Source organism: Ruegeria sp. CDSC025, assembly GCF_059610805.1.
Map to the genome: position 1 here is coordinate 182,372 of NZ_JBXWOJ010000001.1, position 12,093 is coordinate 194,464.

The following is a 12,093-nucleotide window of genomic DNA, read 5'->3' on the forward strand; positions in this document are numbered from 1 at the left end:
TCGGTTTCTATTCGAAAAATCCCGCCCGGTGGAATGCCGGGCGGGAGTAGTCAGTCGAAAGAAACGGCCTTTGGCAAGGTGCTCAGGGGCCGCATCTCTACTCAGTGATCCTGAGCGGCACCCGCCCCACGGGGAATGCGGACGCTTTCGACCAGATCCTTGATCTCTTGCGGGGTTTCTTTGGTCATGCCAGCCACCACATAGGCGACAGTGAAGTTGACCAATGCACCGATCGCGCCGAACGAAGTCGACTTGATCGTACCCAACAGAGGATCAGCATCCGTGAACGAGTTGGTATCCGGAATGAACAACCAGCCCTTGTGCAGGAAGATGTAGACCAGGGTCACAGTCAGACCAGCCAGCATACCAGCAACTGCACCGGTGTTGTTGATGCGGGTCGAGAAGATCCCCATCATCAGCGCCGGGAAGATCGAGGCAGCTGCCAGACCAAACGCCAGGGCAACGGTCTGCGCTGCAAAACCTGGAGGGTTCAGGCCCAGATATGTCGCCACAACAATGGCCACGCCCATTGCGATCCGCGCCGACAGAAGCTCGGATTTTTCCGAAATCTGCGGGTTGATCGCGCCTTTGATCAGGTCGTGTGACACAGCGGACGAGATCGCCAGCAACAGGCCCGCAGCGGTCGACAGAGCAGCCGCAAGACCACCGGCAGCGACCAGACCGATCACCCAACCCGGCAGGTTGGCAATCTCGGGGTTGGCCAGAACCAGGATGTCACGGTTGAACTTGGTCAGCTCGTTTCCGACCCAGCCCTTCTCTTCCGCAAGCGCCTGCATGTCGGCATTCTTGTCGTTATAGTACTGGATCTTGCCGTCGCCGTTCTTGTCTTCCCAGTCCAGCAGGCCGGTTTTCTTCCATGTGGCCATCCAGTCATAACGGGCGTCGTTGTCGATATCTTCGACGGATACGGCGCCACCTTCGATGCCGCCATTTGGCCACATCATGTCACTGATGTTTAGACGGGCCATTGCGCCAACCGCAGGGGCGGTCAGGTACAGCAGTGCGATGAACACCAGCGCCCAACCGGCAGACCAGCGGGCATCAGCCACTTTCGGCACGGTGAAGAAACGCATGATAACGTGCGGCAGACCGGCCGTACCGATCATCAGCGACAGCGTGAACAGCACCATGTTCAGCGTGTCCGAGTGGTGGGCGGTGTATTCGTTAAAGCCCAGCTCGGTCACGATCGCATCCAGCTTGGTCAGCAGCGGTTCACCGCTGGCGGTATCACCAAACAGACCCAGAGCCGGAACCGGATTGCCAGTCAGTTGCAGGGAAATAAAGATGGCTGGGATTGTGTAGGCGGTGATCAGCACGCAGTACTGAGCGACCTGTGTGTAGGTCACGCCCTTCATCCCGCCAAACACCGCGTAGGCGAACACAACGGCTGCACCAATTAACAACCCGGTGGTGTTTGACACTTCAAGGAAGCGGCCAAAAGCTACGCCAACGCCGGTCATCTGGCCGATCACGTAGGTCACAGACGCTACGATCAGACAGATCACCGCCACGATACGCGCGGTCTGGCTGTAAAAGCGGTCGCCAATGAACTCTGACACGGTGAACTTGCCGAACTTACGCAGGTAAGGGGCAAGAAGCAGCGCCAGCAGCACATAACCACCGGTCCAACCCATCAGGAAGGACGAGTTGTCATAACCGGTAAAGGCGATGAGGCCCGCCATCGAGATGAACGAGGCTGCAGACATCCAGTCTGCCGCTGTCGCCATACCGTTGGTGACCGGGTGAACGCCGCGACCGGCGGCGTAGAATTCTGATGTGGACCCAGCACGGGCCCAGATCGCGATGCCGATGTAAAGCGCAAAGGACGCGCCCACAAACAGCAGGTTGATGGTAAACTGGTCCATAGGGTCTTACTCCTCCTCAACGCCGTATTCAGCGTCTAGCTTGTTCATCCGCCAGGCGTAGTTGAAGATCAGCAGCAGAAAGACCAAGATGGATCCCTGTTGCGCGAACCAAAAGCCGAGATCGGTTCCGCCGACGGAAATGCCGGACAGAAGTGGACGCAGCAAAATGCCGAATCCAAACGACACCAGCGCCCAGATCACCAGGCTGATGTAGATAAGACGCAGGTTGGCCTGCCAATAGCCCTTATCGGCTTCGGCAGTCTGCGCGGAGTGTGTTGATTGATCCGCCATCGCGGGTTCCTCCTTCGCTTCCTCTTTGAGCGGCCCGTTGTCCTAACCCTCCAGCGCGCGGGGCCACTTTTCGATATGCTTGATGCCAGGTGGCATCAGGCAAGACTTCTCTGGTCCGCCAGAGCGGGTCCTTTGAAGTTTTCCTTTAGGAATTCGGCCCTTATTGAGGGCGGGTCATATTCCCCTAGTTCATTGTGTCGCTGACGATCCGTTCCAGATTGCCGGCGATGTCTTCGATATAGCCCATGGCGTTCAGACCTTTCAGAACGCCATGGTCTTGGTAATAAGTGATCAGCGGCGCGGTCTGCGCATGATAGGCAGCCAGCCGTGAGGCGACGGTTTCAGCATTGTCATCGGCGCGGCGCTTGAACTCGGTCTTGCCGCATTTGTCGCATTTGCCTTCGACTGCGGGCGTTTTGAACCGATCATGGAACCCTTCGCCACATCCGGCACATGTGTAACGGCCGGAAATACGGATCACCATTTCAGCGTCTTCAACCTCAAGACTGATGGCTGCGTTGATCTGCTGACCGGTCTCTGACAGCAGCGCGTCCAGCGCCTGTGCCTGAACCGTGGTGCGGGGGAAGCCGTCCAGAATGACGCCCTTGGCGCAGTCCGGTTCGGCCAGACGATCCCGCAGGATTGCAATTACGATATCGTCACTGACCAGATCACCCGCCTCCATGACAGCTTTGGCGGCTTTTCCGGCTTCGGTTCCCGCGGCAACTGCCGCCCGTAACAGGTCACCCGTGCTGAGTTGGACAAGCCCGAATTTGTCTTCGAGCATACGGGCCTGTGTACCCTTCCCGGCACCCGGGGGGCCGAGAAGGATCAGTACGGTGGGTGTAGTGATCGTGGCAGCGTCCATCACATCCTCACTTGCTTGCGCGGTTTTCGATCAAGTTGTCGACCACGGACGGATCAGCCAGGGTCGATGTGTCACCGAGCGATCCAAAATCATTCTCGGCGATCTTACGCAGGATACGGCGCATGATCTTGCCCGAGCGGGTTTTTGGCAGGCCAGGAGCCCATTGGATCACATCCGGGCTGGCAATCGGTCCGATCTCGGTCCGAACCCAGGTGCGCAGCTCTTTCACAAGCTCGTCCGAGGGTTCGCGATCATTCATCAAGGTGACATAGCAATAGATGCCTTGCCCCTTGATATCATGGGGATAGCCCACAACCGCAGCCTCGGCCACGGCAGCATGTGCCACCAGAGCGCTTTCGACCTCGGCCGTACCCATGCGGTGCCCCGAGACGTTGATCACATCGTCCACACGTCCGGTGATCCAGTAATCGCCATCCTCGTCCCGGCGGCAGCCGTCACCGGTGAAGTAGTAGCCTTTGTAGTCCGAGAAATAAGTCTTCTCGAACCGTTCATGATCGCCCCAGACCGTACGCATCTGGCCGGGCCAGCTGTCCTTGATGCACAGCACGCCTTCGACGCCGTTGCCGTCGATCTCGACCCCGGATTGCGGGTCCAGAACCACAGGCTGGATGCCAAAGAACGGCTTCATGGCCGAGCCGGGCTTCATCGCGTGGGCGCCGGGCAGGGGGGTCATCAGGTGACCACCGGTTTCGGTTTGCCACCAGGTGTCCACGATCGGGCAGCGCCCACCGCCGACAACGTCATTGTACCAGTTCCACGCTTCCGGGTTGATCGGCTCACCCACAGTGCCCAGCGTGCGCAGATCGCTCAGATCGCATTTCTCGACCCATTCATTGCCTTGCCCCATCAGGGCGCGCAAAGCGGTAGGGGCCGTGTAGAATTGATTGACCTTGTGCTTTTCACAGACCTGCCAAAAGCGGGATGCATCCGGATAGGTCGGAACACCTTCGAACATCAGCGTGGTCGCGCCATTGGCCAGCGGGCCATAGACGATATAGCTGTGGCCGGTCACCCAACCGACATCGGCGGTACACCAATAGACGTCGCCTTCATGGTAATCGAAGGTGATCTCATGCGTCATTGCCGCATAGACCAGATATCCGCCGGTCGTGTGCACGACACCCTTCGGCTGACCGGTCGAACCGGAGGTATACAGAATGAACAGAGGGTCTTCGGCGTCCATTTCCGCAGGCGCGCAATAGTCATCCGCCTCGAGCGCCATCTCGTTATAGTCGTAGTCGCGCCCGTCGATCCATGTGGTCTGGCCGTTGGTACGCTTGACAACCAAGCATTTCACGGTGTCCTTGCAGTGCAGCAGGGCCGCGTCTGCGTTTGACTTCAACGGTGTCTTACGGCCGCCGCGAGGGGCCTCATCAGCTGTAATCAGTACCTTGGCGTCGCATCCGTTGACGCGTGCAGCCAGGGCATCGGGGGAAAACCCTGCAAAAACAATCGAGTGGATTGCGCCGATACGTGCGCACGCCAGCATCGCATATGCAGCCTCGGGGATCATCGGAAGATAAATGACCACACGGTCGCCTTTGCGCACGCCCATGGAAACCAGGATATTTGCCATCCGGCAGGTACGGCGGTGCAGTTCGGCATAGGTAATGTGTTGGGCGGGTTCATTCGGGTCATCAGGTTCCCAGATGATCGCAGTCTGATCGCCGCGTGTATTCAGATGACGATCCAGGCAGTTGGCTGAAACGTTCAGAGTGCCATCCGCATACCAGTTGATCCCGACCGAGCCCAAATCATAGCTGACGTCTTTCACTTGGGTATAGGGTTTGATCCAGTCAACGCGTTTGCCCTGTTCGCCCCAGAATGCAACGGGGTCGTTTATAGAAGCCGTGTACATTTCGCCGTATTTCTTGGCATCGACATGCGCACGCGCTGAAATTTCTGCGGATGGCGGATAAACTTTGGCATCTGCCTGAGCAGCGGTTGTCATTCTGAGGTTCCTCCCTCTGGACTTAAATTCACTGGGACAATCTTGCCCGCTGAACAGGCAATGTCGACCTGTTTCCTCCCGATGCAGGATAATACGGAGATCAGAAAACAAAGAAATAAATTACAGAAATAGCAGGGTTTATTTGTTAATAAATTTCAATCCCTTTGAAGGAATTGTAAAGGAAATCGTAAGATGTCAAAAAAGCATATTTAAAACAGCAATATAGATGTTAATCACTTTTCAACTGTTTTCAAAGTGCTCGCCCGTGAAATTTACACATTTCATATACACCTTATGATTGTTAGCGCTGGCGGGCGGATTGCAGATTTTGGTGGGTGGTCTGGCAGGGGTTGGCACATATCGATGTTGGCGCTAGCTTTACGCGCAAGCGACCCAAAAAAGGGGGCGCATCAATGGGAGAAATCACTATGACTAAAATGTTGAGCGGTGCCGCCGTCGCCGCCCTGACTGTTGCATTCGTTACCGAAGCTGCAGCAACAGAATGGAATGCTTCGGTCTGGGGCAAACGCCGGGCCTTTACCGAACATGTCGAGAAACTGGCTGAACTGGTCAGCGAAAAAACCGGTGGCGAATTCACGATCAATGTCAGCTATGGCGGGCTGTCAAAGCCGAAAGAGAATCTGGACGGGATTGAGATCGGTGCATTCGAGATGGCGCAGTTCTGCGCAGGCTATCACCGCGACAAAAATCGGGCGATCACTGTACTTGAACTGCCGTTCCTGGGTGTGAACAATTTGGAAGAAGAGGTGGCCGTCAGCCACGCTGTATATGATCATCCCGCCGTTAAGGATGAGATGGCTCAGTGGAATGCCCGGATCATCATGACGTCGCCAATGCCCCAGTATAATATCGTTGGAACCGGTGATCCGCGCTCAACGCTTGCAGATTTTGACGGCATGCGTGTACGTGCGACTGGCGGGCTGGGCCAGGCGTTTGAGGCCGTTGGCGGTGTTCCAACATCGGTGCCCGCGACCGAGGCGTTTAATGCGATGGAATCCGGTGTTGTTGATACAGTGGCCTTTGCTCAGCACGCACATTTGTCTTTCGGCACTATCAACGAAGCCGACTGGTGGACGGCCAACCTGAACCCCGGCACTGTAAACTGTCCGGTTGTGGTCAATATCGACGCCTACGAAGCGCTGCCTGCGGAACATCGTGAAGCGCTTAACAGTTCTGTCGACGAGGCCATTGCCCATTATCTCACCAATTACGGCGGTCTGCTGGAGCAGTGGGATGGTGTGTTGACCGAAAAAGGCGTGCAGAAAGTTCAGATCGACGAAGCCGTGCTGGAGGAATTCCGCACCAAGGCTGCTGATCCGATCCGCGAGCAGTGGATCGCTGACATGTCCGCGCAGGGTCTGCCTGCGCAGGATCTATATGATCTTGTTCAACTGACGCTGAAACAACAGCGTGGCGGGAACTGATCACGCGTTCCGGGTACCCTGCGCGGTACCCGGACACTGATTCCAATACAGAGAGGGCCAGCGGAATGGCAGGACAGGCGACGGTGCTTGCGGATGATAGCCGTCTGAGCAGGCTGGACCAGCTGCTGTTAAGGGCCGAGCGTACGCTTGCACTGATCAGCGGAATTGCCGTGTTCGGGTTAATGGTGCTGGCAGTTGTCTCGGTGAGTGGGCGCAACGCCTATAACGCGCCATTGCCGGGCTATGTCGATTGGATCGAGCAAGCCATGCCTTTGATTGCGTTTCTAGGTATCTCTTACGTACAACGCGATGGGGGCCATATCCGGATGGATATTGTCATTTCGCGGCTACACGGACGGGCTTTGTGGCTGTTCGAGTTGATTTCGGTCGTTCTCATCCTGGTGCTCATGTTGGCATTGGTCTGGGGCAGCTGGTCCCATTTCGACAGATCATTCGACTTTGGCGCACCTCTGTGGAGCCGGGACAGCTCGATCGACATTGGCATCCCGCTCTGGCCTGCCAAGTTACTGGCACCTATTGCGTTTTCGGTACTTTGCTTGCGGCTTGTGCTGCAAATCTGGGGTTATGGACGGGCCTTTGTGCTGGGCCTACAAAACCCAGTTGCGGTGCCGATGATACAGGACGCTGCTGCGCAGGCTGCCGCTGAAGCCGAACAATTCGAAGGGCAGGACTAGCATATGGACTCGATTGAGATTGGCCTCTGGGTCACCGGTGGTCTGCTGGTTCTGGTTATCACCGGAATGCGTGTGGCTTTTGCCGCGGCTTTGGCGGGGCTGATCGGTCTGGTTTGGATATTCTGGGCCAAATTCGGATATGATCCTGACCGATTTGGCAAGGCGCTGACCGTTGCGGTAAAAACCGCAGGGCAAGTGCCGCATTCCAAGGTTGCAGCCCATACGCTCAGCCTGATCCCGACCTTTATCCTGATCGGTTACCTTGCCTATTACGCAGGCCTCACGCGCGCGCTGTTCGAGGCGGCCAAGCGCTGGGTGGCCTGGGTTCCGGGTGGGCTTGCGGTCGCAACCGTGTTCGCCACCGCTGGGTTTGCTGCAGTCTCGGGGGCATCGGTCGCGACATCTGCGGTATTTGCCCGGATCGCGATCCCGGAAATGCTGAAGGTCGGGTACAACAAACAATTTGCGGCGGGCGTAGTTGCTGCAGGTGGCACTTTGGCCTCACTGATCCCGCCCTCGGCGATCCTTGTGATTTATGCGATCATCGTGGAACAGGATGTGGGCAAACTGCTGCTCGCCGGGTTCATACCGGGAGCGTTTTCGGCGGTTATCTATGGTCTGCTGATCGTCGGCATCGCCGTTGTGTTCAAAAATGTCGGCCCGCCGGTCACTGGCTTTACTTGGAAACAGCGTTTTGCCGCGCTGCCTGGTGCCCTACCGATTGTTGCGGTGATCCTGATCATCATCTGCTTCGTCTATAACCCGTTTGGTGAAAAAGCCTGGGGCACGCCAACCGAAGGCGGGGCAATCGGTGCCTTTATCGTGTTCTGCTTCGCGCTGTTCCACGGCATGAGATGGGCAGAGTTGAAATCCGCACTGCTTGAGACCGCCAAACTGACCGCGATGATCTTTTCGATCATCTGGGGCGTGCTGATCTATGTCAGGTTCCTGGGTTTCGCCGATTTGCCAAGCGCGTTTTCCGACTGGATCACGTCGCTGACAATGTCACCCATGCTGATCCTGATCTGCATCCTGCTGGCCTATGCGGTGCTCGGCATGTTCATGGATGCCATCGGGATGCTATTACTGACTCTGCCGGTTGTCTATCCGGCAGTTATGGCGCTGAACGGGGGCGAGGCCGTCACCGCTGCGGAAAGTACGTTTGGGATGTCCGGTCCGATGTGCGCCATCTGGTTTGGTATTTTGGTGGTGAAAATGGCCGAGTTCTGCCTGATCACGCCACCGATCGGTTTGAATTGCTTTGTCGTTGCCGGCGTCCGCCCTGATCTGAGCGTTCAGGACGTGTTCAAGGGCGTGACGCCGTTTTTCATCGCCGACGCCGTGACGATTGCGCTGCTGGTCGCCTTTCCGGGCATCGTTCTGTACCTGCCTTCGCTGGCCGGGTAATTGGCATCTGACGAAGTCAATCTTTGGTGATACCTGCCCCCGGCTGGCGCGTGGGGGCAGGGTATCTCTATTTCGCGCGCATCAGCATTCCGTACAGATCGCGCGGGTCGTCAGGGTCTGCCAGCATGTCCAGGGGTTCGTAGTAATCTGTGCCCCGGACTGCGGACTGGATGTAGCGCAGGGCTGAAAAATCCTCGATCGCGAAACCTACGCTGTCAAACAACGTGATCTGACGATCATCTTTGCGACCCTCGGCCTGTCCCGTCATGACCTGCCACAACTCGGTGACGGGATGATCGTCTTCCAGGGCCTGAATCTCGCCCTCAATACGTGTTTGCTCCGGGTATTCGACGAATATTTCAGAGCGTAGCAGGATATCCCTGTGCAGTTCGGTTTTGCCGGGACAGTCGCCGCCGATCGCGTTGATGTGGACGCCTGGGCCGACCAAGTTATCGGTCAGGATCGTGGCATTTTTCTTGTCCGCCGTGCAGGTCGTGATGATATGCGCGCCTTCGATGGCGTCCTCAGGGGATTTGCATTTCACGACCGAGAGGCCAGAGCCCGCCAAGTTGGCCGCACATTTTTCGGTAGCAGCCGCGTCGGTATCGTACAAGCGAACAGTATCAATCCCGCACATGGCCTTGAAGGCGAGGCACTGAAATTCGGATTGCGCGCCATTCCCGATCATTGCCATGGTCGAGGCCGATTTGGGCGCAAGATAACTGCCGACCAGGGCAGAGGTTGCTGCGGTGCGCAATGCAGTCAGCATGGTCATTTCGGTCAGCAGGGTCGGATAGCCTGTGTAGACGTCTGCCAGCAATCCAAATGCGGTAACGGTCTGTAGGCCCTCGGAGGTGTTCTTGGGGTGGCCGTTGACGTATTTAAACCCATAGGCCTCACCGTCTGAGGTTGGCATCAGTTCAATCACCCCATGTGGCGAGTGGGCAGGGATGCGGGGTGTTTTGTCAAAGCTTTCCCACCGTTTGAAATCAGCTTCGATTTGCGCCGCAATATCGGCGATCATACGTTCGACGCCGATGTGGTGGACCAGTCTCATCATATTGTCGACAGACACAAACGGCACCAGGGCCTTTTCAGATGGTTGCATTAGGGGCTCCTATCGGCGGGACAGGTGGATGCCCGCAATCATGCAGCGCACGGATCCACCGGCAGTTTCAATGGTGGGAATCGAAAGCGGCAGAGGTGTCGCGCTGGCTTCGATTGTAGCGATTTGTTCCGGGGTCAGGGCGGCAAGTGCCCGGCTGGACAGCGCCAGCACGGGACCATTCAGGCCGCTCAGTTCGATGGCGTTGCCAGCAAATTCAGCGATCTGATCATGTGTCAGGTCGATGACCGTGCGACCGGATTCTTCCAGCCTGGCTTTCACTGTCGCGCGGCGTTCGGGGTCCGCGATCATATCAAGACAGATCAGCGCGTATTTGGAGCCGATGCCCATCAGAACATTCGTGTGATAGACATCACGTCCTGCGGCATCATGCGCCTCGAATGCGATGGGCTCATAGTTGAAATGGGTGCAGAAACGCTCCAACAGAACGGGGTCGGCGCGGTTGGATTTGACCGTGTAGGCCACGCGGCCAATGTGGTCCAGAACCATCGCTCCGGTGCCTTCCAGCGCCAGTCTGTCCTGTTCAAGCCCGGAATAATCGATCACGTCCTGAACACGATACTCCTGTTTCAACATTTCTATGACGTCGGCGCGACGTTCGCGCCTGCGCGACGGCACAAACATCGGATAGATTGCCACATGTCCGCCGGGATGGGTCGAGAACCAGTTGTTCGGAAATACGCTGTCTGGTGTGTCGAGGTCTCCGAAATCGTCGAAGACATGAACCTTAATACCCGCATCGCGCAGCAGCGCCACCGCCTGATCATGTTCATCGCGTGCTTGGACAGACGTGGCCGCTGCCGAGCGGTTGGCCAAGGTCTGGAACGCATTGTCGTCGCGTGTCTCGGGGTTCGAAGCAAACGCATGGGGCCGGATCATCACAACGGCTGGTGGGGCTTGTAGAGATTGCATCAGAAGCTCCGGGTGGGGCGGTCAAAGATGCGGCGGCCCAGCAATGAGGCGGCCAGATCCACCATCAATTTTGCAGTGCGGCCGCGTTCGTCCAGAAACGGGTTCAATTCTACCAGATCCAGCGAGCAGACAAGACCGCTTTCGTGCAGCAGTTCCATCACTAGATGAGCCTCGCGTTCGGTCGCGCCACCTGGAACTGTTGTGCCAACTGCAGGAGCAATGGACGGATCAAGGAAATCCACATCCAGCGAAACATGAAGGATGCCATCCGCTGCCCGGACCCGCTCCAGAAAGGCCATCAGCGGTGCTTTGATGCCGTTTTCGTCGATGCTTCGCATATCGGCCAGCATTGCGCGATCCTGTTCCAGCCGAGCCCGTTCGGCTGGGTCGACCGAGCGCAGACCGATCATGCCGACCCGGTCGGTCGGAACTGGCGATGAAACCGGTGGGAAGTCGTCAAATCCGGGCTGTCCGGTGAAATAGGCTACGGGTGTCCCGTGCAGGTTGCCGCTATCGGTGCTCTCGGGTGTGTGGAAATCGCTATGCGCGTCCAGCCAGAGAACGAACAGTGGGCGTTCGATCCGCTCGGCGTGCTGTGCCATGCCCAAAACCGTGCCCATCGAAAGCGCATGATCGCCGCCCATGAAAATTGGCAGGCCTTGTGGGGCGACATCCTGCGCGACACGGCTGAGAGCTTTGGTCCAGCCGACACACTCGGGCAGGGCGAAGAGATGCGAATGTTCGGACATATCCGGAATGTCAGGTGTGACATCGCCGAGATCCCGTAGGTGAAGACCGAGATCGGAAAGAGCTGATTGAAGCCCCGCAACCCGATAGGCATCGGGGCCCATCCGGCAGCCCTGTCGACGCTTGCCCGAATCCATCGGGGCGCCAACCAGAATTACGTTGTTTGTATCCATATGGAATACTACTCCGGCAATGTGGCTTGCGGATAGGGATCAAAATGCTCAAAATGGAACCGCAAGTGACATAACGGAAGTATTGAATGGACGATTTGGATGGCAAGCTTCTCAGCGCTCTGCATCGGGATGCCCGTGCTTCACTCTCGGAACTGGCTGAAACACTGGGAGTCACACGCACAACAGTGCGCAGCCGTCTGCAACGTTTGAAGCAATCCGGTGAGATTGTAGGTTTTACGGTTCTGACACGGCAGGATGTGGCGCAAAGCCCGGTCAGAGGGTTGATGATGCTGGAAATCGAAGGGCGCGGCACCGAGCGCACCATGGCCCAAATTGCCGCCATGCCACAGGTGCGGGCTGTCCATTCGACAAATGGCGGTTGGGACTTGATTGCCGAGATTGGGACCGAGACCCTGGCCGAACTGGATGAAATCCTGTTTCGCATCCGCAGGATCGAAGGGATTACGCGATCCGAAACCAACTTGCTTCTTTCTACTCGGAAAGGCCGCGTCTGATTGCTGTAGTGCTTTGAGCAGCAAGGAATATGTGTAAAAGTTGCGATGCGTTCGCC

The 12,093-nt window shown here is 57.1% G+C and carries 11 protein-coding genes; 4 read left to right on the forward strand and 7 right to left on the reverse strand.

Annotation, left to right across the window (positions count from 1 at the left end; translation table 11 throughout):
* Window positions 1-101: 101 nt before the first annotated feature.
* The 4 genes from AC2FH8_RS00955 to acs all read right to left on the reverse strand — a co-directional run bounded on the left by AC2FH8_RS00955 (window position 102) and on the right by acs (window position 5,017).
* Window positions 102-1,886 carry a sodium:solute symporter family protein gene (locus tag AC2FH8_RS00955; RefSeq protein WP_142634331.1) on the reverse strand — a complete coding sequence of 595 codons (1,785 nt, stop codon included), beginning with the start codon at window positions 1,884-1,886 and terminating at the stop codon, window positions 102-104.
* 6 nt (window positions 1,887-1,892) lie between these two features.
* Window positions 1,893-2,177: a DUF4212 domain-containing protein gene (locus tag AC2FH8_RS00960; RefSeq protein ID WP_142634329.1), complete on the reverse strand. Its 285-nt coding sequence runs from the start codon at window positions 2,175-2,177 to the stop codon at window positions 1,893-1,895.
* Window positions 2,178-2,361: 184 nt separating this feature from the next.
* Window positions 2,362-3,045, reverse strand: coding sequence for an adenylate kinase (locus AC2FH8_RS00965; RefSeq protein ID WP_496687676.1), 684 nt, complete (start codon window positions 3,043-3,045; stop codon window positions 2,362-2,364).
* Between the two features lie 7 nt (window positions 3,046-3,052).
* The gene (gene acs / locus AC2FH8_RS00970; RefSeq protein WP_142634325.1) at window positions 3,053-5,017 is read right to left on the reverse strand and encodes an acetate--CoA ligase; all 1,965 of its coding nucleotides are present in this window, start codon (window positions 5,015-5,017) and stop codon (window positions 3,053-3,055) included.
* Window positions 5,018-5,445: 428 nt separating this feature from the next.
* Between acs and AC2FH8_RS00975 the strand changes: the two genes are divergently transcribed.
* The 3 genes from AC2FH8_RS00975 to AC2FH8_RS00985 all read left to right on the forward strand — a co-directional run bounded on the left by AC2FH8_RS00975 (window position 5,446) and on the right by AC2FH8_RS00985 (window position 8,564).
* A complete protein-coding gene (locus tag AC2FH8_RS00975; protein ID WP_496687677.1) occupies window positions 5,446-6,462 on the forward strand; it encodes a C4-dicarboxylate TRAP transporter substrate-binding protein in 1,017 nt (338 codons plus the stop codon).
* Window positions 6,463-6,527: 65 nt separating this feature from the next.
* Window positions 6,528-7,157: a TRAP transporter small permease subunit gene (locus tag AC2FH8_RS00980; RefSeq protein ID WP_142634321.1), complete on the forward strand. Its 630-nt coding sequence runs from the start codon at window positions 6,528-6,530 to the stop codon at window positions 7,155-7,157.
* 3 nt (window positions 7,158-7,160) lie between these two features.
* Window positions 7,161-8,564: a TRAP transporter large permease gene (locus AC2FH8_RS00985; protein WP_142634319.1), complete on the forward strand. Its 1,404-nt coding sequence runs from the start codon at window positions 7,161-7,163 to the stop codon at window positions 8,562-8,564.
* Between the two features lie 67 nt (window positions 8,565-8,631).
* On the opposite strand, the gene ocd is transcribed toward AC2FH8_RS00985, so the two are convergent.
* Genes ocd through rocF form a run of 3 tightly spaced genes read right to left on the reverse strand, consistent with a single transcriptional unit; the run spans window position 8,632 to window position 11,522 of the window.
* A complete protein-coding gene (gene ocd, locus AC2FH8_RS00990) occupies window positions 8,632-9,672 on the reverse strand; it encodes an ornithine cyclodeaminase (protein ID WP_282027451.1) in 1,041 nt (346 codons plus the stop codon).
* A gap of 9 nt (window positions 9,673-9,681) precedes the next feature.
* Window positions 9,682-10,602, reverse strand: coding sequence for a citrulline utilization hydrolase CtlX (gene ctlX, locus AC2FH8_RS00995; RefSeq protein ID WP_271946611.1), 921 nt, complete (start codon window positions 10,600-10,602; stop codon window positions 9,682-9,684).
* Window positions 10,602-11,522 carry an arginase gene (gene rocF / locus AC2FH8_RS01000; RefSeq protein WP_496687679.1) on the reverse strand — a complete coding sequence of 307 codons (921 nt, stop codon included), beginning with the start codon at window positions 11,520-11,522 and terminating at the stop codon, window positions 10,602-10,604. Before rocF ends, ctlX begins: the two co-directional genes overlap by 1 nt.
* Window positions 11,523-11,608: 86 nt before the next feature.
* On the opposite strand from rocF, the gene AC2FH8_RS01005 reads away from it, so the two are divergent.
* The gene (locus tag AC2FH8_RS01005) at window positions 11,609-12,037 is read left to right on the forward strand and encodes an Lrp/AsnC family transcriptional regulator (protein WP_142634311.1); all 429 of its coding nucleotides are present in this window, start codon (window positions 11,609-11,611) and stop codon (window positions 12,035-12,037) included.
* The last annotated feature ends 56 nt before the right edge of the window (window positions 12,038-12,093 follow it).

Coding starts and splice junctions, on each gene's coding strand:
- AC2FH8_RS00975 (WP_496687677.1), top strand. CDS start 5,446: ATGACTAAAATGTTGAGCGGTGCCGCCGTCGCCGCCCTGACTGTTGCA.
- AC2FH8_RS00960 (WP_142634329.1), bottom strand. CDS start 2,177: ATGGCGGATCAATCAACACACTCCGCGCAGACTGCCGAAGCCGATAAG.
- acs (WP_142634325.1), bottom strand. CDS start 5,017: ATGACAACCGCTGCTCAGGCAGATGCCAAAGTTTATCCGCCATCCGCA.
- AC2FH8_RS00985 (WP_142634319.1), top strand. CDS start 7,161: ATGGACTCGATTGAGATTGGCCTCTGGGTCACCGGTGGTCTGCTGGTT.
- AC2FH8_RS01005 (WP_142634311.1), top strand. CDS start 11,609: ATGGACGATTTGGATGGCAAGCTTCTCAGCGCTCTGCATCGGGATGCC.
- ctlX (WP_271946611.1), bottom strand. CDS start 10,602: ATGCAATCTCTACAAGCCCCACCAGCCGTTGTGATGATCCGGCCCCAT.
- AC2FH8_RS00980 (WP_142634321.1), top strand. CDS start 6,528: ATGGCAGGACAGGCGACGGTGCTTGCGGATGATAGCCGTCTGAGCAGG.
- rocF (WP_496687679.1), bottom strand. CDS start 11,522: ATGGATACAAACAACGTAATTCTGGTTGGCGCCCCGATGGATTCGGGC.
- AC2FH8_RS00955 (WP_142634331.1), bottom strand. CDS start 1,886: ATGGACCAGTTTACCATCAACCTGCTGTTTGTGGGCGCGTCCTTTGCG.
- AC2FH8_RS00965 (WP_496687676.1), bottom strand. CDS start 3,045: ATGGACGCTGCCACGATCACTACACCCACCGTACTGATCCTTCTCGGC.
- ocd (WP_282027451.1), bottom strand. CDS start 9,672: ATGCAACCATCTGAAAAGGCCCTGGTGCCGTTTGTGTCTGTCGACAAT.